Genomic DNA, 23,604 nt, shown 5'->3' on the forward strand with positions numbered 1-23,604 from the left:
GAAACGATACGAAATCTGAGGGGGCGTTGCGGGCGGCCTTTTCCCGGGCTGTGAGACGGTTGGTAAGTAGCATGACCATCCGACAGTAGGAGACAGAACAGCATGGCCAGTCCGGAACAGACACCCCCTTGGAACGACAGCCTGGGCCGCGCCAGCATCAGGACCGCTCAGGTCCTGCTGCTGCTGGTTCTCTCTGTGGTAGTGGTCTATGCCCTGATCCAGGTGCGGCTCGTGGTCATTCCGGCATTGCTGGCTTTGATCCTCGCCGCCGCGATCGCACCCTTCGTCCATTGGCTGCGCCGGCGCGGCTGGCCCAGCACCGCCGCCACCACGTTCTCGTTCCTGGTACTCCTGCTGGCGTTCGGCGGCCTCATCACCGGCATCGTCTTCGCCGTCGTCGGCCAGGCCGGAGAACTGGCCAGCAAAGCCACAGAGGGCTTTGACCGGGTGTATGCCTTCGTCCGCACGGGCCCCATCCCGATCGATGACGGACAGATCCAGCAGGCGCGCGACGCCGTCGTCGACTTCGCCACGAGCAGCACCGTCGGCGCGGGCGCCATCTCCGGGCTCAGCGCGGCGGGTAACTTCCTCACCGGCGCCCTGCTCATGGCGGTGATCCTGTTCTTCTTCCTGAAGGACGGCGAGAGCATCTGGGCCTTTGTGCTGCGCGCGTTCAAGGGCAAGAATCTGGTGAAGGCACGCCGCGCCGGGGAGCGGAGCCTCAACGTCCTCGGCGGCTACGTGCGCGGAACCTCCATCGTGGCCCTGGTGGATTCGTTCTTCATCGGCCTGGCGCTTGTGCTCATGGGGGTGCCGCTCGCGCTGCCGCTCGCCGCGCTGACTTTCATCGGCGCTTTCATCCCGCTGATCGGCGCCACCCTGGCGGGCGTCTTCGCTGCGCTTGTTGCACTGGTCGCCAACGGTCCATTCGCGGCCCTGATCGTCATTATCGTGGTGATCGTGGTCAACCAGCTGGAGGGTAACTTCCTTCAGCCCGTTGTTATGGGCCAGGCGCTCAATGTGCACGCCCTGGTCATCCTGCTGGCCCTCACCGCCGGCACCATCCTCGCCGGCATCATCGGCGCGATCCTGGCCGTTCCCCTCGTGGCCGTGGGCTGGGCTGCGATCAAGGCCTGGAACTCAGGGGGGAGCATCACTCCCGAGGCCATCGCGGAGGCCGAGCACGAGACGCGGCTGAATGAAAAGGGCATAGGCGTGCGCTCCAAGCCGCACCGTGCGCGGACCCAGAAGGAAGAGCAGTCCGGCACCGCGGCCGTTGACGCCAGCCAGGGCTGATGGCCGTCTACCTTGATCCTCCGCTCTGGCCGGCGCACGGAACGCACTTCTCGCACCTGATCTCGGATACGTCTCTCGAGGAACTGCACGCCTTCGCTGCCGCGGCCGGTATCCCGGAAAGGGCGTTCGACGGCGACCATTACGACGTCGCCGAGGCCCGGTACAACGGCCTCGTGGCGGCCGGAGCCGTCCCGGTGGAGGGACGGGTCCTGGTCCGCAAGCTGATCGCCAGCGGCCTGCGTATCCCGGCCCGGCGGCGCAGCGGCTCGCTCAAGCTCCCGCTGCTGACCCGCTGGAACAACGTCCTTCCGGGCCACGAAGCACTCTTCCTCGATCTACTGGACCGCTGGGGCGAGGAGCACCGGAAGTACCATGGCCGCACGCACCTGCTCGCGGTCCTGGAGTCTCTGGATCTGCTCACCGGGCCCGCCGGGCCGCCCCGCACCGTGCTGCTCGCCGCCTGGTTCCATGACGCCGTCTACCGCGGCATCGCGGGCCAGGACGAGGAGGAATCGGCCCGGCTGGCCGAGGACCGGCTTGCCCATGCCGGGCTCCCCGACGCCGAGGCGGCCGAGGTGGCCCGCCTCGTGCGGATGACCGCGGACCACCAGCCGGAGGCCGGCGACGGGTCCGCCGCCCTGCTCAGCGACGCGGACCTCTCGGTGCTGGGCGGGGAGCCGGCGGCCTATGCCCGGTACCTGGCCGCCGTCCGGCAGGATTTTGCGCACATCGGCGACGACGACTTCGCTGCCGGGCGCGCCGCCGTCGTCCGCCAGCTCCTGAAGCTGCATCCGCTTTTCCACACCCCGCGGGGCCGGGCACTGTGGCAGGAGGCGGCGCACCGGAACCTGAACGGCGAGCTCGGGTGAGCGGCCACTGCGGCACCCCGCCGATAGCACCTTAACAGCAACGCGGGGTCACTTAGCGCCCATGCCAGGGGCATTTATGGGCGCTAAGTGACCCCGCGTTGCTTGGTTTCTCAGGAGCGACGCCGGAGGTGTTCGGCCAGGCGGTCGAAGGACTCCCGCCAGCCCTGGCCCTGCCCGTCCCGGTTGTCGGGGGTGTCGAACGGGCCCTGCCTGAAAGTCATCCGGGTGCCGCCGTCGATCTCCGTCAACTCGAACGCCACCTCGGTCTCGAAGCCGCGGGTGCCATCCGGCTTATCCCACGCATGGGTGAACACGAAGAGGTTCGGCGGTTCAATGTCCGTGTGGACGCCGCTCCACCACTGTTCCTCCCCCGTACTGTCCTGGACCATGCAGGCCCGGTACAGGCCGCCGACCTCCAGATCCGCATCGACGCTCTCCCGCGGGGTGTGGAAACCGCGCGGACCCCACCACGCGGGAGTCTGGGCCGGATCCGTCAGGGCGGACCACACCCGCGCGATCGGTACTTGGAACTCGCGCGTAATGACCAGGACCAGGTCTTCGGGCCGGGCGCCCTTCGGGGTGAGTCCTTGCGCAGGCTTTGCGGGTTCGGCTGTGACATGTTCGGACATTGGGGGACTCCATCCTCTATGCGGGTCAGCGGCCCGTCGTGCTGTAGCCCGTGACAAACGGCCTGTCGCTGGGGACGATCTGCTTGCCAAGCGGCATCAGGGACACCGGGATGAGCTTGAGGTTGGCAATGGCCAGCGGGATGCCGATGATGGTGACTGCCATGGCGAATGCGGTGACTACATACCCGATCGCGATCCAGATGCCGGCGACGAGCAGCCAGATAACGTTCCCCAGCAGCGAGAACAACCCGGTGCCACCCGGACGGTCCACCACGGTGCGGCCGAAAGGCCAGAGCGCGTAGGACGCGATGCGGAAGGACGCGAGCCCCCACGGGATGGTGACGACCAGCAGACAGCAGATTATCCCTGCCACGAAATAGCCGAGCGCCAGCCAGAGCCCGCCAAAGAGCAGCCAGATGATGTTAAGCAGTGTCTTCATGGCACCATTCTCTCCCATCGGGGACCGATCCGGCCTACGGGCTGACCCTGGACCTACCCTGAATTCGCTTCCCGGGACATCATTCGAACGCCCCGCGCTTTGCGCAGACCCGGATCCGCACAATACTGGAACCATGCCTGCACTCCTGAAAGTTGCCCTGATCGTCGCCCTTATCCTGCTGGTTGTCGGTGTTGTTGTGGAGGCTGTGCAGTTCCTGCTCTACGTGGGCCTGCTGGTCCTGGTCGGCGCCGGCATCGTGCACTACCTGCGCCGCTCGCGCGTCACCCGCTGACGCCGCCGCCCGGGACACACAGATGACCGGCATCGGGGACCTCCTTGGCCCCATTCTCGAAGTCATGACGTGGGTAGGATTCGTCCTGGGCCCGCCGCTGCTGGTGTGGGGCTGGATTTCCCGGCGGCGCCGGTGCCAGTGGGCCGAGACCACCGGCACAGTGATCAGCGCCGGCGGGTTCACGGGATACAGCTGGACAGACCACAACGACGCCGACCACCGGTCGCTGCTCCCCGCCGCCGAGTCGCACGGGCTGGTGGAAGGGGCCGACGTCGTACTCTTCTACGATGTGTGCCACCCCTCCCGGTGGGGGCTGGCACCGCCCAAACGGGACAACGCGGCGTGGGTCATCGGCTGGATCCTCATCTGGGTCGGTATCATCTCCACCGCCGGCGGCTTTGTCCTGCTGCTCTTCTGACCGCCTGATAAGCCGGCCTGTCAGGTCTGCTGCACCAAGGCGGCCGCGACGCCGGCGAACTCGTTGTAGAAGAAAGCCCCCTCCGGAAGGGTCCGACTTTTCAGGCACCTCCCCCGCCCTATCTGGCTCCCTGCGTTCCGAGGATTTTACAAGGTAGCCCGATGAGACGGTAAATGACCTGACGCCGGAGCGCGACACCTGCTTGTATGGTCGCACCCTACGCTCGTCACCGGCCCTCCCGAGGGTTTTTCCAAGCCAGGGAACAATGTATCTCCAAGCCCGATGCTAGATATTAAAGGCCATCAGCGTCTTTCTGAGGAGACAAAATGGTTTTCAATCCGGCTGAACGTTCAGGCAAACGTCTGGATCCAAGAGTGGCTACCCGCCGTGGCGTTGCTGCGGCAGCCGCGCTGATTCTGACCTTTACGGGCTTGAATTCAGCTCAAGCGGCCACCCAGGTAGCAGTGAAAAACCCCGGAGGACTGACTGCGGTCGGTCCGGTCAACACCGAACACGGATTTCCCTCCTGGTATGAGGACAGCACGAAAACCCGCGTCGAACTCTGCCTTGACGCCGAGAATCCCTTGTGTGGGTTTCTTCCCGGCGACATCCCTGACGAGAGCGCAGCCATATCGTTCCCGAACAACTTCCCGGCCGAGGCCTTCTACATGCTCGCCAGTTCCGGGCTGGAACTTCCCGGCGGAGGACGCGCGATCCTGGTCCTCGGGCTGGAAGCGGCCTTCGCGAACACCATCGCGGAAGGCGACCAGGTGGTCTTCGGCCGCCAACGGATCGTTGTCAAAGGAGGGCCAGCCAACACCACGCTGGAGTTCCGGCATCCATACGGCACCATAACCATCGACACCGATGCGACCGGCAGCGGCAAACTGGTGGAAGACATTGCACCCGCCATCGGCAACTTCACTACCGCGCTGAAGAGCAATATCGGCCCCTTCCTGAAGTGGGATCCGGCCACCGCCCCGGCCGCGCCGGAGGGGTATCTCGGAGACCCGAACCAGGAACACACCGTCACGGGCAGCCCCCTGAGGTACAACAAGTTTTCCGTCGCCGGAGGCGGACTTGCCCTGGAAACCGACCAGTTCGGTCTCCAGGGCAAACTCGCCACCAACCGCGGAGTCAGCGCCGATGGCGCCGTGCTCAACGGGGACATGATTGACGTTTTCGCCAGCAGCGGCCCGGACTCTCAGCTTCAGGTCGACGGACAGACGGGGAAATTCGAGACCACACCAATGGCGAACGACGCCGACAGCGGACGGTACTACGCCAGGATCAAGGTTGCCGGCACGGCTCCGGCTACTATCAAAGTGACCAACATCGGCGACAAACCCGCCAGCAGCAGCCTCATCAACGTGACCAAGCCAAGCGGCATAGCCATCACCAAGGCACTATACGATGGAGCCAGCCTTACCGTTGCTGCCTACTCCACGGAGGGTTACCCGTTGACTGTGACTGGCCTCGGAACCCTCGACGAGCCAACACCGGGAACGCCGTCCGAGAAATCGTTCCCGACCAAGGCGCCGCCGGCAACTGTCACCGTCAAGACTGCCTCGGGCGGTTCAGCCTCGTTGCCGGTCACCGTCAACGGCGGCGCGGCAACGCCAGTGGGTCTTGCGCCGGTCACCCCGGCACCTGATCCAGGCCCGATCGTGGACACCGGGAACGGCCCGGGCCCGGCCGGCCCGACGGCCCCCGCTACGGCAACAGCCACCGCATCCTCGCCCACCATGACACGCGGCAGTACCGTTCAGTTGGATGGCAGCGCCTCAACGGGTGCTGTCAGCTACAAGTGGCGCCAGGTTAGTGGTCCTGCGGTCACGATCTCGAGCGACACTGCTGTAAAACCCCTCATTTCCATTCCTTACTATGCTAAAAACACCGACACAGCTCCGCTGACGGTCAAAGCCGATGAACCGGTGCGAATCGACTTGGTCGTGACCGGTAAGAACGGCCTCGGGAGTGCCCCGGCCGCTGTGGAGCTCGCCATCCGAACTGACAATGTGACCATTAGCGCCGGGTCCCGCCACCGGGTTGGGACGGAACTACGAATAGTGGGCACGTCCACGCTCGCCGGCGCCGGCGTCCTGATGCCGGCCACGACCGTGGTCATCTACGACACCAGCCCCGGCCGGCCGGTCGCCAAACTCGGTACAGCACAGGTGGATACCCTTGGCGCCTGGTCGCTCAAGGCCAAGCCCGGACCGACCAGGCAAATCACCAGCGTGCTGGTCCAGTCCACCCGCGGCGGCACCGCAACTGGAGCAGTCACGACACGCTAGCGGCAACGCCACCAATGGGTTCAGGGTCCTGTCCGCTCAGCGGGCGGGACCCTGAACCATTTCCTGATCTACACTCAATCCGCGCGCCCTGGCTGACCTGCCGAAAGCGGGCACCCGTCCTATGGGTGCCCTCCGAGGGCCTCCGACTTAAGGATTTCACACCCCGGGCTACCCCAGCCGCAGAGGCGCGGGGTTTCGCGGCGAGCTACTTGACCACATCTATTTCTGGCCCGTCAGCAGGGCGCCTTGGATCGCCGTCAACGGCACGGCTCCGAAGTCCCTGGAATCGATCGATACGCCGCGATTGTCCCCCAGCACGAAGACGCTTCCGGGCGGCACCTTCTCGGGCCCGAAGTAAGTGGCGTCGATGCGGCTACGATCTACGAAAGACTCGGCGACGGCGACGTCGTCGACGAACAGCTCCGCGTCCCGGATGGCAACGCTCTGCCCCTCCCCTGCAATGACGCGCTTGATAGCGAGCCGGCCGTCAACCGGGCTGGTGAAGGCAACTATCACGCCGTTTCGGATCCAGCCCGAAGCGGCAGCGGGCTTGAACAGGACCACGACGGCGCCCGCGGGAATGGTCGGCTCCATGCTGTCCGAGGACACAGTGAAAGGTTCCACCAGCCAGCAGCGCGCGGCAAGGACGGCCATGACAGGGATCAACGCGACCGCGAGGAGCCGGGCGCGGCCTCCCCTGTCGGACTGCAGGGTCGGCCACGGCAGGCTGCGGCGCGGGAGCAGCCGCCGGCCGTCGCGGGTTCCCCGTGCAGCGTTCAATCCCGATCATCGTCCCAGACCGCTTTGGCCGCTGTCATTGGGTCATCCGCGTCCCAGTCGATTTCTTTCAGGCCCACCCTGAACTGGGCCATCATGTCGTGGTCCTCGTGCGGAAGATTGTGGCAGTGCATCATATAGACGCCCTTGTGAGGGGTGAACTTCATCAGGAGTCGGACGGTCTCGCCTTCACCTACATACACGACGTCCTTGGGCCCGCGCTCGTATGCGAAGGACGCCTTTCCGTTGCGGCTGAGGATCTGGAAATCCACCAGGTGGATGTGAAGGGGGTGAAACCAGCCACCTGACCCGTTTTCGATTTCCCAGATTTCCACCGAGTTGAGTTCAGGATCGGCAATGACTTTCTTGTAGCCGCTGGCGATGACGTCCTGCCAGCTGTCATCGTTGATGGTCCACATGTTGGTGGTGTCGTTCCGCTTGACGCGGAACTTGCGTGTTTTCGCGGATTGCTCTGTCCGCAGCGACATGGCTTCGCTGTCGACCAACGCAGTCGGGATGCGGTTCCAGGTCGGGTCCGCGGTGTTCACCGGTTCGTCCGTCACGTCAAAGGCCATGATCTTGTTCGTGAAGTCGTAATCCACGTTGTTTTTGTTGGACAGGTTTCGGAGTTCGATCCGTTGCCCCGTCTTATACTTCCGGAAATCGATAAGGATCTCATACCGCTCCGCTCCGGCATGGCGGTAGTTTACGACGGTCTGTGCCACCGGGATCAGGCCGCCATCCGTGCCAACCACGACCAGCGGATCGCCGGTGCTGAGCGTCGGCCGCAAGGAGCGGGAGATGGAACAGTTCAGGATCCGGAAGCGGTAGACGCGCTTTTGCACCTTCATGACGGGCCAAGGCTTTCCGTTGACCAGGATTACGTCCCCCCATAGGCCCGAGTGGCTATTGTCGTCATAGCCCAGAGACCCGTCCGCTGCGAACATGGCATCACTGACAGTTAGTGCCACGTCGTAGCGGCCCTGCGGGAGCAGCTGCCGTTCGACGGGATCGTGCAAGTGATACTGCGCCGCGAGGCCGGAATAGGCGTTCAAGGCCGTGAAGTGGACGCCGTGGTCGTGGTACCACAGTGTGCGTGCCGGCTGGAAGTTGGCGTAGTGATAGTCCTTGTAAAACCCGGGGTGTGTGATGTCGCTGGCGTAGCCGTCGAATTGCGGCCGCGATGCTGACCCATGGAGGTGGGTGGAGGTGGATAGGGCATGCCCGTCCAGCGCGTGCCGGGCCGGCAGTTGGTTGCGCACCCTCAGAACGGATTTTGTGCCCTGGTCGAGGCTGATCGTCGGCCCCGGGAACAAACCGTTGTAGCCGAGAATGGGTGTGCTCAGCCGCGGGAGGATGCTTGCCGTGGCGGCCTTCTCCGTCAGCCTGTAGTAGTTGACCGGCGAGCCGTCCGCGGCATCCGTACCGGTAGCATAGGGCTGAAGGATCGGAGCCTGAACGAGCGCTGATTGGAAGGGCCGCGGCATGTCCTTGGAATTGAGCCGGCTGGCCGACTTGGCCTCCACCGATCCCGTCGGCACCATCGCGCCACCAGCGCCAAGGACTCCCAGTCCCCCGATCAACAAAACCTGACGGCGTGAAATGGACATAACAGGTCTCCTTTGTGTTCGGTAACTCGACTCTGCCGCACCCAGCTTGGAGATTTCCTGCGCCTGTCTCCCTACCTTGGGGGAACCCTAAAACGCAGCAGGGGTTAGTGAGCTGCCGCGAGGCGGGACACCAGCCGCGCTGTCACGGTTGTGCCGGCGCCGGGGACACTGAGGATTTCCAGCGCTCCGCCGGCCTCCCTGATGGTGTCCTTGAGTATCCGCAGGCCCAGGTGGCCGTCCACGGAGCCCTGCATCTTGTCGAATCCCTTGCCATTGTCCGAGATGCTTATTTCCGAGCCTTGATGGTCGGTCCGCAGCGAAAGCACTACCGTGGTTGCCCCGGAGTGTTTGGCACTGTTTGACAATGCCTCCCGGGCCACGCGGTAGAGCAAAGCCGACACGGCGAGGTCCAGCGGGCCGTCCTCCGGGACCCGCAGACGCACGGTGAGACCGCGTTCCTGATGTGGCTCCACGAGCCGTTCCAAGGACGTCTTTAGCCCAAGCTGTTCAAGGTCGGGAGGATACAGCTCGCTTGTAATGGCCCGCAGAGCGCGTACGCTCCGCTGCAGTATCCTTCGGGCTCCACCGAACACTGGTTGTTGTTCGGGCAATCCGTGGTGCTCTTCTGATTCCAGGGCGTAGCCCAGCCCGGATAGGTCCTGGATCACTTCATCGTGCAGGTCACGTGCGATCCTCCGGCGTTCAAGGTCGGAGGCCTCAATGGCGCGCTTGAGCAGCCGGTTACGTGCAACCTGATGCTCTTGGATCCCGCGGGCCAAGCGAAACGCCGGGGGCAGTTGGGCGAGCTGCAAGGCCGCCAGCGAAAGTAGTAGGGGCGGAATCATGCTGTAGAGGACCGCATCTTGTTCGACCCGCATGGGTCCGTCGTCATAGTAGGCCTCAAAAATCAGCCGGGTACCGTCAATCGCCGCCGAGCTGACGTAGACCTCCACTAGGTCCCCCGACGCCGACTCGTACTCGTTCTCCAGTTCCTGCTGGCTCTCCAGCGTGGCGGTCCCGGGGCCTCCGGCCAAAAGATCCCGGCCCCACGCCGGTAAATCGAATTGCTGGCCTACCAGCGAGCGCATGTCCGAATAGACCACCCGCCCGTCCGCGTCCCACACCTTGATACGCAGCACCGATGCGTCGCTGCGCCAAGGCTGCAAGGCAAGGTCCAATGCGGCCAGTGCAGAGGGATCACCGGCGAGCAGCGCTTCGTTTACGAGCGGCTTGATGGCAAAGTCGGCAACGCGTTGGGTGAGGAGGACAGCGTTGTTGAGCGCGTGCCGTTCCGCCGCGGCCCGAATCCAAAACGCGACCGGAGTCGCCACAACGAGCAGTGCCAGGAACCCCATCAGGAGGAATTTAGCCACAGCGGCCCGGACCTGGAATCGTTCAGCCGCTCCCGGATAGCTCGGCGTGCTGCCGCCCGCCGCGTCAGAAGGCCTGGACATTAGACTTCACGCTCAGAATGCCCCGAAGCTGTGCCTCCGCCATGGCTTCTCTTTGCGAGTGAGTGCCAAGTTTGGAAAAAATGGTTTTGACGTGGCCGCGGCACGTGTGGATTGAGATGTTCAGGCTATGCGCCACCGCCCGTATCTCATGCCCTTCCGCCATCAGGCGCAGCACGTCCAGCTCGCGGGGACTTAGGGGGGGCCCAGTGGGGGGCCCGGCGGAAGCTTGGTGGGGGACGCCAATCTGGGCCACCAACGACGGGTGTACCACCATGTTTCCCGCCCGCGCATGCCGGAGCGTGTCGAGCACAGCGGCCAGCGAGCCGTCTTTGGGGAGGAATCCGCATATTCCGATGCCGGCCGCCTGCCGGAGGACGTCCTGGGACGGATCTCCGGTCAGCATGATTATCCGCGTTTCCGGCGCATATTCCAGAATGCGGATCGCCGCTCCCAGCCCGTCACCGTCGGGCAAATGGTAGTCCATGACGACAACGTCGGGTGCCAGATCACGGCACATCCGCACGGCGTCCTCGACGGAAGCCGCCGAACCAACACTGTGAAGATCCGGCTCCCGGTCCAGTGCGCCGGTCAGTAGCTCGGCGAAGGTCCTGTGGTCGTCGACGGTCAGGATGCGTATCGCGGTCCGGGCTGCCGGACCAGCGTTCTGGGTTCCGAGCGCAGATGTTCCGCCTACGGGTGGCAGCGCAGTCGCAGGGGCCGACCTTCCGGCGTCCCCCGTGAGGCGCAGCAGGCGGGCGTGCACCGCGCGCAGTGCATCACCGGGGCTGCACCCCATTTCCCGTTCCAGCGTGCGCCGGTATTGTTCGAAGGCCCGGAGCGCTTCCAGCGGTTGGCCTGACGCCTCCAGCCCCAGGACCAGGGAAGACCAGGCCCTCTCGTTGAGCTCGTCCCCCGACAGGGCCTCCCTCGCCCAGGCGACTGCCGTGTCGTGTTGATGCAGGGACATCGCCAATTCAGCGGCGAGCACCCGGGCTCGGCAGACCCGAAGCTCGTGGTTGCGCCGTTCCTCATCCGCCCAGGACGCCCGCAACTCATCTCCCAGCAACGGCGCAGAGGCCAGTTCAAGGGCTTCCTGCAGGAGTTCCAGAGCCTCCGTGGCCCCACAGGTCGATGCTCGACGCAGTAGGTCATTAAACCGGCTCACATCCAGGTCAACGAGGAGGGAATCCATCATGTAGCCACCCGAGACCGTCCGAAGGGGACCGGCCTTGCCCTGGCCCGGCTGCAGATGACGCCGAAGGACGCTGACGTAGCTTTCCAGCGTCGGGAGCGCCTCTGCGGGTGGTCGCCCGGCCCACAGAACCTCAATAAGACGATCCTTGGACACTGGCATGCCGAGATTCAGCAAAAGGATTTCGAGGATTTGCCGCGGTTTGGGACCGCCAAGCCCACCGGACTCAAGGACTGCGCCGCCGCGTCGGATCCTGAGCGGGCCGAGGATCCTGATGTCAAGGATGCCTTGCGTCCGCAGATCCACGCTCACGGTCGACGGGCCGGCATTCTCCGGCGGAAGAATAGAAAGCATGTGAGACCTGCAATTCAGACGGAACCCTGTGCCCTCAAGTTATTTCCATCCGACAACTCTCGACACGAGTAAGGGGTACCTGTCTTTCATCGGTTAGCTAGACACCGACTACGTGCCGCTAGCTTCCTCCCCGGTGGTGACCCGCCCCAAGGGACAGTCCGGGCCCCCCGGGCAGTTCCAGGGTCAGCTCGATGGCCCGGTCAGGGAGCTCGAAGACGAGCGTGGCGTTGATACTTTCCCCCTGGCGTGCGACCGCGGGAGCCGGAGAAGCCCAGATCGCTTTCCACTTCCCTGCGCCGAGGCCCGAGACGGAGTACTCGGACGCGTCATAGGAGAGACCGCCTTGCTGCAAAGCGGTCAGCTCCAGCAGAACGCGGACGCGATGGAGCCCCTCGCCCGGTGGAGTGGCCAGCGCCGCAGCAGCAGCGGCTGGCGTCCATCCGTCGACGTCGGAGGGCAATACCCCGTTGATGCGTGCGAGTCCGCCGTTGAGGCTGGCTGAGGCGCCCAGCATAGCCGGAGGTTTCCGTGGTGTGGCCGTCACGACGCTCGCGACCAGGCACCCTACGAGGACGAGCAATATTGCCGGAATAAGGATTCTCGCGCGCTGGAGTGTTGCTGACGATGACATGTGGGCAATTTTCCCGCCGGCGCCCTAGGGAAACCCTAGGAAAGGGCCTCAGGGCGATCGCCGTGGGTGTTCATGACGACAGGATATCTACAAGCGGCTGTCCCTACTGTGAGCCTCACAAGTTCGCCCGTTGGCGCACGATGTTCGCGCCGGGGCGGAGCAGTGAGAGATGCACAGGATGGATGTGGGTCATGAAACGAAGATTTGGACCGCTGGTCGCAAGTTTCGGGCTTATCGCGCTGGTCGGCACTGCACCCCACGCCGTCCAGTGGGGGCTCCTGACTGGAGAGGGCAACGGCACTGGTCCACAACAAGGTGAAATCCTGCAGTCGCGCGCCACCTTCGACATTATCTCCGTGATCGCCCTCCTCGTGGCCGGTGTCGTGGGCTGCGTGGTTGCCGGGCGACTGCCCAGCCGCGTCCGGCGTCTCCGGGACGCCACCGACCACCTATCGCTCGATGAGCCGGGTCAGCGGGTCCCATTGCCCTCCTCCACCGACGACGACGACGACGTCGCCGTACTCGCCGCTACATTCAACAACCTCATCGATCGGCTTGAGCGCGGGACCGCGGAGCACCGTCAATTTCTCGACGATGCCAGCCGTCAGCTGGCTGCGCCGCTCGCTGCCGTCCGTCGGCACCTCGAGCTGCTGAGCGCCCACGACGCGGAAAGCGCCGCCCGGTCCCGCACTCTTCTACTGAAGGAGCTGGAACAAATACAGCGTCTGGTCAACGACTTCCAGGTGCTTGCCGGTAGCAGGCGCCCGGACTTCATCCATGCTGAATGGATCGACGTCGATCACTTTCTGGAAGAAGCTCTGCAGCGGGCCAAGATACTTGGCCGCCGACGCTGGACCCTAAGCGTGAAGCCTGGCGGCTGGGTTCTCGCTGATCGTCAGCGCATGTCCCAGGCCGTGGATCAGCTCACCGCCAATGCCTTGACTACCACCTCCGAAGACGACACGATCTCCCTCGGCGGTGTCTGGGCTGATTCTCCCGCAACGTCAAAGCGGAGCGGCGCTTCGGCCGCACGTGTCCCGTCCGCTCTGATTGGAGGACTGGACATATGGGTCTCGGACACTCGATCAAGAATTCCCACAGTGGAGCACCAGCGAATAAATGACAGATACGCGTTGTCCGGCCCGATGTCCCCGGGCGAAAGCTCGGGCCTGGGGCTGCCGATTGTCAAGGCAATCGCGGAAGCGCACGGGGGCAGCGTCCGGGTCCACTCGGCGGCCCGAGGCGGGAGCAGATTCACACTCTGGCTTCCGGCTCGGCTGGACATCATTCGGCAGCGAGGTTTGTGCGGACAAACGCTCCAGAGCCCAGAGCCCAGATAGACGACCGGTGATTCTCGATGAAAGTACCAGAAAGTCCGGGGAGTGGACGCCGATGATTTACCCTCAGACCGCTGGCGGTTCGCGGGTACGCGGAGAAGTAAAGTGATCCCGGCGGAGGATCCGCTCAATGGACCAGCCCAGCCTCCCGACTACGTCGCCGAACGCGGGGCGACGCCGCGCAAACAGGCTTCCGTCGAAGCTTCCGAACAGTACGCCGGTACCTCCCTGCGGCTTCAGGCACTCGAGATCATTGGCAGTCTCCTCAACAGCACCCGGCCGGAACTGGAAGAGGCCCGGTCCTGCCTGGGCCGTCATGTCCAAGCGCACCCCTGGGATCCGGAGATCGCCCTCCTGCTGCATCTTTGGGACCGCGCACAGCTCCTTGTCACTCCATGGGAGGTTATTCTCCCCCCGATGCAGCCGCCGAGCGCCATCCAATCCATGAATCTGCCGCCGCCCACTCCGCCAGAAAACCGATCCGGGGTGTGATCTCTGCCGGGATAAACCGCTGCGCGGCGCCGAAGACCGCCCACCTCACGTGTCTGGTTTCGAGGGGCCGCGCCGCCGTTGTCGGCCCAACGCGGCCGGACCGGCCGCATTTCTGCCTGTGTTGTCCGGCCACCGCCTCCCGGCAGCCCGGTCAGGTCTTGGCCGCCGCCACAAAGCCGCGGATCCTGGCCAGGTCCTTCACCCCGCGGGAGGATTCGACGCCGGAGGAGACGTCCACGCCCCAGGCGCCGGCCCGGGCCGCAGCGTCGGCGACGTTGGCGGGATCCAGCCCGCCGGCCAGCAGCCAGCTCCGGCCCGCTAAGCCATCAGGTCCCGCCAGACCCTTGGCCCGGACCGAGGCGTAGTCCCAGGCTTCGCCGGAACCGGGCACCGCGGCGTCGATCAGCAGCATTTCCTCGCCCCAGTCGGCGAACGCCTCGGGCGGGGCGGACATGGTCACGGCGCGGATCAGCTTCAGGCCGGCGTCGTGCACGGTCTGCACGTCCGCCGTTGTTCGGACGCCGTGCAGCTGGACCCATCCCAGGCCCGCCTCACGGGCCACGGCGACGGCGTCCGGGGCTGCTTCGTGCCGGAAAACTCCGACGGCGGGGACCCCGGCGGGGACGTGGGCCAGGAGCTCCCGGACCTGCGCGGGGGTCACTTCCCGGGGGCTGGGAGTCAGGACGAAGCCGACGGCGTCCGCCCCGGCCTCCACTGCGGTCCGGACCGACTCGGGGGTACTGAGCCCGCATACCTTGACGAACATTCGGCTCCTTCTGCTGTGTTTCCTTCCTCCGACGTTAGCAAGTCCACGGGTAGGATCAGGCACCCTACCGGCACACCGAGGTGAGATTTGGCGCCCATGTTTGTCCAGAACATGGGCGCGAAGTCGGACCTCGGCGCTGTCGGCAGCGGCCCGGGACCCGCGTGCGCGCCCGGGGGCCCAGCCGCGAACGCACCGGCCCGGCGGATAGGCTGGAGGCATGGAGATCATCCGCTTTGCCGAGCTGAAAGCCCAACCCTGGCGAAACGGCGGCGGTGTGACCCGCGAACTGGCCGGCCACCCCGTGGCCGCGTCCTCGCGGAACAGCACCGAACAGGACGGCGGCTGGGACTGGCGGGTGAGCATTGCCGACGTTTCCAAGGCCGGCGCGTTTTCCGCGTTCCCCGGCATGGACCGCGTGCTCACCGTGATCGACGGCGAACTGCTGCTGCTGACCGTCGACGGCGCCGAGCACCCATTGGAGAAGTACCGGCCGTTTCGCTTTTCCGGCGACGCCGACTCGGCCGGCGCCCTGCCCACCGGCGACATCCGCGGCCTGTTGGTTTTCACCCGCCAGGGCGCCTTCAAGGGCTACACCTCCATCATCGAACTCTCCAAGAAGCGCGCGCACCCCGTGTTCGAGGGCCAGTTCGGCATCCTGCTGCAGGGCCAGGCCACCGTCGGCCCGGGCGCTGCGGGCACCGAACCCGGCCCGGACGCAGGGACCGGGGCCGGCACGGCGCCGGTTGCCGCCGTCGAGCCCCGAACACTTGACCGATACGACGCCGTCGTCGGCTCTGACGCCGCGACGCCGGAAATCTTGGGCCGCGGTTTCCTCGCCGTCGTGTCGATCGACAGGGTCGCGGAGTAGTCCTTCCTCTATCGCCGCTTGAGACTGGAACTTCGCCTCCCGGCGGCGGCCTTGCTAGGCTGGACTCACGGCCGCTTTCTTGGCGGCCTCCGGACGACGGTTCAGTACCCGGAACGCGACAAGACTGGCCGCAGGAGCAGTTATGCCGTGGATCATCCTCATATTTTCCGGAGCGCTGGAAGCCGTCTGGGCCGCAGCCCTGCACCGGACCTCGCAGAAAGCAGGCCGACGCCGGATCGCACCGGCCGCCGTCTTCGTCGTCTCGGTGATGGCCAGCCTTGGCGGGCTGGCCATCGCCATGCAGTCCATCCCGACCGGTACCGCCTACGCGGTCTGGGTGGGGGTCGGGGTGGTCCTGACCTCCGCCTACGCGATGATCACCAAGGTTGAGCCCGCGACCGCCGGACGGATTTTGCTGCTCGGCGGAATCGTCGCCTGTGTGGCCGGCCTGAAGCTGGTGGCGTGACCATGGCAGCGAACCGCACGCCGGAATCCGCAACGAAGGCGCCCACAACCACAGCCCCCTGGCTGATCCTGCTTGCCTCGGCTGTACTGGAGGCAGTCTGGGCCACGGCCCTGGGCCTGTCTGACGGCTTCACCCGGCCACTGCCCACCCTCGTCTTCGCGCTGACCGCGACCCTGAGCATGGTGGGGCTGGGGCTGGCCGTGAAGCGTATCCCGCTCGGCACGGCCTACGCCGTCTGGGTGGGGGTCGGCGCGGCATTGACGGTCGGCTGGGCCATGGCAACCGGCGTCGAACCAGCCAGTCCGCTGAAATTGCTGTTCATCGCCGGGATCGTGGCCTGCGCCGCGGGTCTGAAGCTGCTGCCGGGCGGGAAATCCGCCTCTGCCCCGGCGCTCCCGCCCAGTTAGTCGGCGGCCACGCGCTCTTTCCGGGCCGACACGCCGTGCCGCGGCGCGGAATATGCGGGTGCGCCGAAAGTAACTGGGCAGGAGCGCTAGAATACTCCCGGGCCGGACACAGTTCCTGGCAGGGAATACTCCCGCGCCGGACGCAGTTCCGGGCAGGGACGGCAGTTCGACAGGAAAACCAGCGAATGGAGAGCGACGATGAATGCAGCATCAGTCCGGCTCGGCGACGGCCTCTCGGTCAGCCCCCTGGGGTTCGGCGGTATGGCCCTGACCCCGGTGTACGGGGACGTGGATCCGGCCGAGGCGCTGCGGACACTGCACCACGCGGTGGATGCCGGCGTCAGCTTCATCGACACGGCCGACATCTACGGCGGGGGCAGCAACGAGGAACTGATCGCCAAGCTGCTCAAGGAACGCCGGGGCGAAGTCCAGCTCGCCACTAAATTTGGCCTCGTGGGCACACCGGGAACCGGTTACACGGACATCCGGGGCGACGCCGCCTACGTGCGGCAGGCCGTGGACCGCAGCCTGCAACGGCTGGGCACGGACACCATCGACCTGTACTACCTGCACCGCCGTGACCTCCGCGTTCCGATAGTGGAAACCGTGGAGGCCATGGCGGGGCTTGTGCAGGCCGGCAAGGTACGGCATCTTGGCCTGTCGGAGGTGACGTCCGAGGAGCTGCGGCAAGCCAACAGCATCCACCCGATCGCCGCGGTCCAGAGCGAATGGTCCATCTGGAGCCGCGATGTGGAACGCAACGTTGTTCCCGCGGCGGCCGAACTCGGGGTGGGCTTCGTGCCCTATTCGCCGCTGGGCCGGGGATTCCTCACCGGCACCGTGGACGCATCCAGGCTGGGCAGCAACGACTTCCGCCGCAACATCCCGCGCTTCGCCGCCGACGCCGCCGACGCCAACCAGGTTGTGGTGGCCACCGTGCAAGCAGTCGCAGCCGAGCTCACCGCGGCCGGGCAGGATGCAACTCCTGCCCTGGTTGCCCTCGCCTGGCTCCTGGCGCAGGGCCGGAAGCTGGGACTTCCGGTGGTCCCCATCCCCGGCACCCGCAAGGCGCACCGGATCGATGAGAACCTCGGCGCCCTCGGCCTCGACTTCACCGCAGCGCAACTGACGAAGCTCGACGCAGCTGCGGACGCCGTCGTCGGCTCCCGGTCCGCGGACCCCAACTGGGTGTCCGAGGGCCGTGAATAGCGCCTCCGTAGACTGAAGCGCATGGACTCGCTCATTCACTCGTTACGTGACATCACCATCCGCCGGATTTCAGTCAGCGAGATGGACAACAACGTGTATCTGCTCACCGGCAAGGCGTCCGGGGCGCAGCTCCTGATCGATGCGGCCGATGACCTGGCCGCCATCCGGGGACTGCTCGCCGACGCCGCCGCAGATGCCTCAGCAACGCCGAAGCTCGCGCTGATTGCCACCACCCACCAGCACTGGGACCATGTCCGTGCGCTGCCGGATCTGGTGGAAGCCACCGGGGTTAAGACGGCGGCCGGAACGGATGATGCCCCGGGGCTGCCGGTGCCGGTGGATGTACTGCTGGATCACGGGGACGTCGGCAACTTTGACGGCTTCGATGTGACGGCAGTGCACCTGCGCGGGCATACCCCGGGTTCGATCGCACTGGTGTACCAGGACCCGGCAGGCCCGGCCCACATATTCTCCGGCGACTCACTCTTCCCGGGCGGGGTGGGCAACACCGACGAGGATCCGGAGCGGTTCGCCCAACTGATCGCCGATGTGAGCGAGCGGTTGTTCGGCGTGTATCCGGATGACACCGTGGTGCATCCGGGCCACGGCAGCCCGACCACCCTGGGAGCGGAACGCCCGCACCTGGCTGAGTGGCGTGCCCGGGGCTGGTAGGCCCGCAGTTGGTGGGCCCGCAGCACGATCCGCGCTGGGCTTCGCAGCTTGCGCTGCGCTTCGTGCTCCGCGCTGCGCTTTATGCCGGTCGCTGCGGGAATTCCCGTAGCGACCGGCATTTCGCGTAGCGCCGGTTATTTTGGGTAGCGGAAAACAGCGACCCTAGCGGCTGCGGCGTTCGTTCGACGCCGGAGCCGAGGCGCGGCGGGGGCCGCCGCTGCGTGCCGGACGGCCGTCGCCGGAGCGGCCGTTGCCGCCGCCAGCGTAGGAACCGCCCGAGGTGCCACCGGTGTTGGAGGACCAGACAGCGGAGTTGCCACCGGCGTTGCTTCCGGCGGAACCGGCGCCGGCAGCTGCACGCTGGCCCGTCGCCGGACGACCGCCGCGCGCACCGCCGGTTGCGCCACCCGTGCGGGGTGCGCCACCCGTACGGGGTGCACCACCCGTGCGGGGTGCACCGCTGCGGGAAGCCGAAGCGCCCCGGGCGTCGCTGCGGCCTTCTGCGGCGCGTCCGTCCGAACCTCGGCCGGCCGAGGCGCGGCCGCCTGCAGCCGGAACGTCGTTGCGGTGGGTGCCATAGGACGTTGAGCGCCCGCGGGCGCTGCGGCGTTCGGCGCGCTCGGCATCCATCCGGTCTTCGTTCTTCTCGATGACACGCTCAGCCGCGTTGCGTGCGGCGGCCTGGCCTTCGTAAGCCACGGCACGGCGCTCGGCGCGGGGCTGATCGGTGCGGGGAGCCTCGGCTCCGACGCGTCCGCGTCCACCACGTCCGCCCCGGCCACCCGCGGTGGGTGCAGCCTGGGTGGTGCGGCGGGCGCGCTTGCGCTCGGCGTTCGCCCCGGTGGAGCTGCCGCCGCCCTGCTTGGACTTGGCGGCCAGCAGCGCGGCGCGGGTCCGCGGATCGATCTTGTCCGCCATCTCGCCGACCAGCTGCGCCACCAGCGGGGAGTTGGCGGTAACGCGCTCGAAGTTGACCTCGACGCCGGCCGCCTTCATGAGCTTCTTGACGTCGGACTGCTGCTCCGGCAGTGTCAGCGTGACCACGGTGCCGTCGGAGCCTGCGCGGGCCGTACGGCCGGAGCGGTGCAGGTACGCCTTGTGCTCCGTGGGCGGATCCACGTGGATGACCAGTTCGACGTCGTCGACGTGCACGCCGCGGGCGGCAACGTCGGTGGCGACCAGGACGCGGACGTCGCCGGAGGTGAACTCGGCCAGGTTGCGGTCACGGGCGTTCTGCGAGAGGTTGCCGTGGAGATCGACGGCGGGGATGCCGGCGTCGGTCAGGGTCTTGGCAAGCTTGCGGGCGTGGTGCTTGGTGCGCATAAAAAGCATGCGGCGGCCGGCGCCCGAGGCGAGCTCGACGATCAGCTGCTTCTTGACGGTCTGGTCGTTCACGACGAGTACGTGGTGCTCCATGGTGGTCACCGCGGCCTGCGGATCGTCCACGGCGTGGGTAAGCGGGTTGGACAGGTAACGCTGGACGATCTTGTCCACACCGTTGTCCAGGGTGGCGGAGAAGAGGAGTCGCTGGCCCTTGCTGGGCGTCATGTCCATGAGCTTCTTGACCACCGGAAGGAAGCCGAGGTCGGCCATGTGGTCGGCCTCGTCCAGGACGGTGATCTCAACGGCCTCGAGGGTCAGGATGCGCTGGCGGATCAGGTCCTCCAGGCGGCCCGGGCAGGCGATGACGATGTCGACCCCGGCGCGCAGGGCCTTTTCCTGGCGGGCCTGGGAGATGCCGCCGTAGATCACCGTGGTGGTGAGGCCCATGGCCTTGGCCATCGGCTCGATCGTGGCGTTGATCTGGGTGGCCAGTTCACGGGTGGGGGCCAGGACCAGGCCCATGGGGCGGCCCGGCTTGCGGAAATGCTTGGCCTCCCGCTCAGCGAGTCGTGCTACAAGCGGGATGGCGAAAGCGATGGTCTTGCCGGAACCGGTGCGCCCGCGGCCCAGGACGTCGCGTCCGGCCAGGGTGTCCGGGAGGGTCTTGACCTGGATGGGGAACGGTTCCAGGATCCCCTGCGCGGTCAGGGTGTCGGCGAGGGCCTTGGGCGTGCCGAGGGCAGCGAAAGTAGTCATGTGTTTTATAAAGTCTTTCAGGCGGTATCCATGCGGATATCGGCCCCCGGTGCCGGTTGGCCCAGGGGTTCGCCGAAGAAAAGTCAGGTGATCGACCGGGCTGCCACTCACCTTGCGGAAGTGGCCGCTGGGACCAAATAGAACGCGTTCATCGACGCAGGATGTGCCTCTCACATGAAAAAACCCACTCCCTGCAATCGGATTCCAGAAGAAATCCAGCAGGGGAACCGGTTGATGAACCGGACCGGTCATTCAAGACCAAAGTGGGCATCACTGCACATCAAGTTCCCCTAGCCTATCATCCGGTGCCGGTCCGGCCCGCATCGCGCAGATCCGGCGCGGGAAACAGCCTCCCGTTGTGCCAGGCCTCGGTCCAGTCGCTGTATCCCGGCCGCCCCGCGCCTGCAATGATGAGGTGAACGACCCCGAGGAGCACGATGACCGAGCACCAACACCCCGACGGCGGGAGCAACGCCACCGCGGCCCAGCAATGGGACGAGACGTACCTCGGCCGCCCCAGGATGTGGAGCGGGCAGCCCAATCCGCAGCTGATCGCCGAGGCAGCGCACCTGGCGCCCGGCACGGCGCTGGACCTGGGCTGCGGCGAGGGCGCCGACGCCATCTGGCTCGCCGGCCGGGGCTGGAAGGTCACGGCGCTGGACGTTTCCGCCGTCGCCCTTGAACGCGCCACGGCCCATGCGCAGGAGAACGGGCAGGGCGCAAACATCGAGTGGGTTCAGCAGGATCTCGCCACCTGGGTGCCCGCCCAGCTCTTCGACCTGGTCACGGCCCAGTTTCTGCATTCCACCGTGCTGCCCTGGCAGCAGGCGCTGCAGTTGGCTGCCGCGGCGGTGCGGACGGGCGGCACCCTGCTCGTCGTCGGCCACCATCCCGACGGGCTGCCACCGTGGGGGCAGCATCACGCGCCGGAGCGGTTCTATACGGCAGAGGAGTTGGCCCGGGAGCTGGGGATCGAGGCGCCCGAGTGGGGCCTCGACGTCGCGGACACCCGGCACCGCAGCATCATCGGTCCCGACGGCGAGGCAGCTGCCGTAACCGACGCCGTGCTGCGCGCCACCCGGCTGGAAGCGCACTGAGAAAAGCGCCCGCTGGTCGAGCCGCCCGCCCGGCCCACCATTTCCCCCGCTGCCAGTCACTTGCGCCGAACGGACGCTTTCCTCGAGGCGACCCGAGGGGCGACCACGACGGCGGCGACGCCGATCACCGCGGTCAGCGCGAAGACGCCGGCGAAGGACGCCGCCGTCGTGCCGTCCGTGGACGTCGCCGTGAAGGCGGTAAAAATGATCCCCGTGGTGGCGAGGGACAGCGCCCCGCCGAGGGAGTCGGAAATGGACATCGCCGAGCTGTTAAAGCCCTCGTTTTCCTTACTGGACAACGCCAGTGTCATCACGCTCAGGCGTGCGTACATCAGGCCCATGCCGGCGCCGGCGAATACCCATGCGGCGATCGCGACGGCGGCCGGCCAGTGGAGGACGGTGGTCACCAGCACCAGCACGACGGCGCCGAGGACGAGGGCCGCGCCGATCCGGACCGAGCGTCGGTTCTCCAGCCGCGGCCCGAGCCGGCCCTGGACCGCGGAGCCGGCAGCCCAGGCGACGGCGCCTCCGGTGAGGGTCAGGCCGGCGAAGGTGGGCGAGAAAACGTAGCGCTCCACCAGCAGGTACGGCAAATAAACCTCCGCGCCGAAAAACGCGGCGGAGGCCAGGCCGCGGGTAAGGATGACGCTGGGAAGGCCGCGGCCGGCGGTCAGAGTGCCGCGCGGCACCAAAGGCCGGACAGCGACGAGGGCCACGACGACGGCCGCTACTGCCGCGATTCCGCCGGCTACCGGGAGCCCGGCGGAAAGGTTCAGGCCCAGCACGGCGAGCGCCGCGAGGCAGGCCCAGGCCAGCCGGCCATAGCCTCCGGTCCTGCGCGTGGCAGAAGTGGACATGTCCAGCGGTGCAGTGCGGCCGGGCGCATCCTCGGGCCCGCCGGCGTCGGGGGTTCCGTGCAGTCCGCGCAGCGCCGGGATAATCATGAGCAGGGCCGGCACCACCAGACCCACGACGCCAAGAAACACCCAGTGCCAGCTGGTGAGCTGGGCCACGAGGCCTGCGGCGAAGGGACCCACCAGTGAGGGGAACACCCACGCCGCGGAGAAGGCGGCGAAGATCTTCGGGTGAAGCGGCGGCGGATAAACCCGGGCGATCACCACTTACAGGGCCACCGTCATGGCGCCGCCGCCCAGGCCCTGCACCAGCCGGCCGGCCACCAGGGCGGGCATACTCTCTGCTGTTCCGGCGATCAGCAGGCCTACCACAAACATGGCCACGGAAGCGTACAGCGGGCCCACCGGGCCGCGCCTATCGGACCAGTTTCCGGCGGCCACCATGCCGATGACGCCAGTGGCCAGCGGGCCGGCGAACGCCAGGGCGTAGAGGGCAGCCCCGTCCAGCTCGCGGCTGACCAACGGCATGATGGTGGTCACCGCCAGGGATTCGAAGGCGGCCAGGAACACCAGGGCGCAGGCACCCAGGGTCACCAGCCGATAGTCGCGGCGGAAGATGCCGGTTGATTCCAGGGACGGGGCGGGGGCGGTACTGGGCAGAGGTTTTGCCGGCGAGTTTTCGGCGGAACGCGAGTGTTGGCTCAAGGGGAAGCATGCCACAACTGCCGGGCGGTCGCACCACGCGCCGGGCACAGGCGCACCATCACGGCCTGGGCCGCTGACCATCAGCCGATGAAGCGGTTCCGCCCGGCGCGGTAGCCGAACACGGCGGCCAGCGAGCCGACGACGAGGAAGAGCACGCCCGCCGCGGCAAAGGACCCGGTGGACTGGTGCAGCTGGCCCACCAGCAGGGTGCCGGTGGAGCCCAGCCCGTAGCCCACACCCTGCATCATCCCGGACAGGTGCGCGGCAGTGTGGCCGTCCCGGGTGCGGACCATGATCATGGTGAGCGCGACGGCGGTCAGGCTGCCCTGGCCCAGGCCCAGCACCCCGGTCCAGACCCAAATCAACTCCAGCGGCCCGAAGATACTCAGCGCGA

General features: G+C 66.5%; 22 protein-coding genes, 2 pseudogenes and 1 riboswitch. Of the genes and pseudogenes, 13 read left to right on the forward strand and 11 right to left on the reverse strand.

Going from position 1 to position 23,604, the window contains the following annotated elements:
- Positions 1-102 precede the first annotated feature (102 nt).
- On the forward strand, positions 103-1,296 hold the full coding sequence (locus tag AC50X6_RS14840; RefSeq protein WP_494966958.1) for an AI-2E family transporter: 1,194 nt from the start codon (positions 103-105) through the stop codon (positions 1,294-1,296).
- Positions 1,296-2,165 carry a DUF4031 domain-containing protein gene (locus tag AC50X6_RS14845; protein WP_494966959.1) on the forward strand — a complete coding sequence of 290 codons (870 nt, stop codon included), beginning with the start codon at positions 1,296-1,298 and terminating at the stop codon, positions 2,163-2,165. Before AC50X6_RS14840 ends, AC50X6_RS14845 begins: the two co-directional genes overlap by 1 nt.
- Positions 2,166-2,275: 110 nt before the next feature.
- On the opposite strand, the gene AC50X6_RS14850 is transcribed toward AC50X6_RS14845, so the two are convergent.
- Positions 2,276-2,794, reverse strand: a complete 519-nt coding sequence (locus tag AC50X6_RS14850) for an SRPBCC family protein (protein ID WP_494966960.1) — start codon at positions 2,792-2,794, stop codon at positions 2,276-2,278.
- Between the two features lie 25 nt (positions 2,795-2,819).
- The gene (locus tag AC50X6_RS14855) at positions 2,820-3,233 is read right to left on the reverse strand and encodes a YccF domain-containing protein (protein ID WP_494966961.1); all 414 of its coding nucleotides are present in this window, start codon (positions 3,231-3,233) and stop codon (positions 2,820-2,822) included.
- A 133-nt stretch (positions 3,234-3,366) separates the two neighbouring features.
- On the opposite strand from AC50X6_RS14855, the gene AC50X6_RS14860 reads away from it, so the two are divergent.
- The 3 genes from AC50X6_RS14860 (at position 3,367) to AC50X6_RS14870 (ending at position 6,240) form a co-directional block, all read left to right on the forward strand.
- Complete coding sequence (locus AC50X6_RS14860) at positions 3,367-3,525, forward strand: hypothetical protein (protein ID WP_494966962.1); 159 nt, start codon at positions 3,367-3,369, stop codon at positions 3,523-3,525.
- Between the two features lie 22 nt (positions 3,526-3,547).
- The gene (locus AC50X6_RS14865) at positions 3,548-3,943 is read left to right on the forward strand and encodes a hypothetical protein (RefSeq protein ID WP_494966963.1); all 396 of its coding nucleotides are present in this window, start codon (positions 3,548-3,550) and stop codon (positions 3,941-3,943) included.
- Positions 3,944-4,317: 374 nt separating this feature from the next.
- Complete coding sequence (locus AC50X6_RS14870; protein ID WP_494966964.1) at positions 4,318-6,240, forward strand: hypothetical protein; 1,923 nt, start codon at positions 4,318-4,320, stop codon at positions 6,238-6,240.
- A gap of 219 nt (positions 6,241-6,459) precedes the next feature.
- On the opposite strand, the gene lepB is transcribed toward AC50X6_RS14870, so the two are convergent.
- The 5 genes from lepB to AC50X6_RS14895 form a co-directional block, all read right to left on the reverse strand.
- The gene (gene lepB / locus AC50X6_RS14875; RefSeq protein WP_494966965.1) at positions 6,460-7,020 is read right to left on the reverse strand and encodes a signal peptidase I; all 561 of its coding nucleotides are present in this window, start codon (positions 7,018-7,020) and stop codon (positions 6,460-6,462) included.
- On the reverse strand, positions 7,017-8,627 hold the full coding sequence (locus tag AC50X6_RS14880; RefSeq protein WP_494966966.1) for a multicopper oxidase family protein: 1,611 nt from the start codon (positions 8,625-8,627) through the stop codon (positions 7,017-7,019). Before AC50X6_RS14880 ends, lepB begins: the two co-directional genes overlap by 4 nt.
- Positions 8,628-8,731: 104 nt before the next feature.
- A complete protein-coding gene (locus AC50X6_RS14885) occupies positions 8,732-9,982 on the reverse strand; it encodes a sensor histidine kinase (protein WP_494966967.1) in 1,251 nt (416 codons plus the stop codon).
- Positions 9,983-10,064: 82 nt separating this feature from the next.
- Positions 10,065-11,627, reverse strand: coding sequence for a BTAD domain-containing putative transcriptional regulator (locus AC50X6_RS14890; protein ID WP_494966968.1), 1,563 nt, complete (start codon positions 11,625-11,627; stop codon positions 10,065-10,067).
- 118 nt (positions 11,628-11,745) lie between these two features.
- The gene (locus AC50X6_RS14895) at positions 11,746-12,258 is read right to left on the reverse strand and encodes a hypothetical protein (RefSeq protein ID WP_494966969.1); all 513 of its coding nucleotides are present in this window, start codon (positions 12,256-12,258) and stop codon (positions 11,746-11,748) included.
- A 191-nt stretch (positions 12,259-12,449) separates the two neighbouring features.
- On the opposite strand from AC50X6_RS14895, the gene AC50X6_RS14900 reads away from it, so the two are divergent.
- Both AC50X6_RS14900 and AC50X6_RS14905 read left to right on the forward strand, forming a co-directional pair.
- Positions 12,450-13,598: a sensor histidine kinase gene (locus AC50X6_RS14900; RefSeq protein WP_494966970.1), complete on the forward strand. Its 1,149-nt coding sequence runs from the start codon at positions 12,450-12,452 to the stop codon at positions 13,596-13,598.
- Positions 13,599-13,640: 42 nt separating this feature from the next.
- On the forward strand, positions 13,641-14,087 hold the full coding sequence (locus AC50X6_RS14905) for a hypothetical protein (protein WP_494966971.1): 447 nt from the start codon (positions 13,641-13,643) through the stop codon (positions 14,085-14,087).
- Between the two features lie 151 nt (positions 14,088-14,238).
- Here AC50X6_RS14905 and AC50X6_RS14910 read toward each other — a convergent pair whose 3' ends face one another.
- Positions 14,239-14,853: a phosphoribosylanthranilate isomerase gene (locus tag AC50X6_RS14910; RefSeq protein ID WP_494966972.1), complete on the reverse strand. Its 615-nt coding sequence runs from the start codon at positions 14,851-14,853 to the stop codon at positions 14,239-14,241.
- A gap of 217 nt (positions 14,854-15,070) precedes the next feature.
- Here AC50X6_RS14910 and AC50X6_RS14915 point away from each other — a divergent pair, with 217 nt between their 5' ends.
- From AC50X6_RS14915 to AC50X6_RS14935, 5 genes are all read left to right on the forward strand, one after another.
- Positions 15,071-15,721 carry a HutD/Ves family protein gene (locus AC50X6_RS14915; protein WP_494966973.1) on the forward strand — a complete coding sequence of 217 codons (651 nt, stop codon included), beginning with the start codon at positions 15,071-15,073 and terminating at the stop codon, positions 15,719-15,721.
- 65 nt (positions 15,722-15,786) lie between these two features.
- Positions 15,787-15,854, forward strand: a riboswitch (guanidine-III (ykkC-III) riboswitch).
- A gap of 9 nt (positions 15,855-15,863) precedes the next feature.
- Positions 15,864-16,187 (forward strand): DMT family transporter, encoded by a 324-nt coding sequence (locus AC50X6_RS14920; RefSeq protein ID WP_494966974.1) that lies wholly within the window; start codon positions 15,864-15,866, stop codon positions 16,185-16,187.
- 2 nt (positions 16,188-16,189) lie between these two features.
- Positions 16,190-16,594 (forward strand): DMT family transporter, encoded by a 405-nt coding sequence (locus tag AC50X6_RS14925; RefSeq protein ID WP_494966983.1) that lies wholly within the window; start codon positions 16,190-16,192, stop codon positions 16,592-16,594.
- 198 nt (positions 16,595-16,792) lie between these two features.
- Entirely contained in the window at positions 16,793-17,803 is a 1,011-nt protein-coding gene (locus AC50X6_RS14930; RefSeq protein ID WP_494966975.1) for an aldo/keto reductase, read from the forward strand.
- Positions 17,804-17,824: 21 nt separating this feature from the next.
- Positions 17,825-18,475, forward strand: a complete 651-nt coding sequence (locus AC50X6_RS14935) for an MBL fold metallo-hydrolase (RefSeq protein ID WP_494966976.1) — start codon at positions 17,825-17,827, stop codon at positions 18,473-18,475.
- A gap of 162 nt (positions 18,476-18,637) precedes the next feature.
- Here the strand turns inward: AC50X6_RS14935 and AC50X6_RS14940 are convergent, their stop codons facing one another.
- The gene (locus AC50X6_RS14940; RefSeq protein WP_494966977.1) at positions 18,638-20,554 is read right to left on the reverse strand and encodes a DEAD/DEAH box helicase; all 1,917 of its coding nucleotides are present in this window, start codon (positions 20,552-20,554) and stop codon (positions 18,638-18,640) included.
- Between the two features lie 437 nt (positions 20,555-20,991).
- Here AC50X6_RS14940 and AC50X6_RS14945 point away from each other — a divergent pair, with 437 nt between their 5' ends.
- Positions 20,992-21,651 carry a class I SAM-dependent methyltransferase gene (locus AC50X6_RS14945; protein WP_494966978.1) on the forward strand — a complete coding sequence of 220 codons (660 nt, stop codon included), beginning with the start codon at positions 20,992-20,994 and terminating at the stop codon, positions 21,649-21,651.
- 56 nt (positions 21,652-21,707) lie between these two features.
- Here AC50X6_RS14945 and AC50X6_RS14950 read toward each other — a convergent pair.
- A pseudogene (locus tag AC50X6_RS14950) lies at positions 21,708-23,165 on the reverse strand (MFS transporter).
- Between the two features lie 125 nt (positions 23,166-23,290).
- A pseudogene (locus AC50X6_RS14955) lies at positions 23,291-23,604 on the reverse strand (MFS transporter); the annotation flags it as partial.

The organism is Pseudarthrobacter sp. HLT1-7 (genome assembly GCF_059383435.1).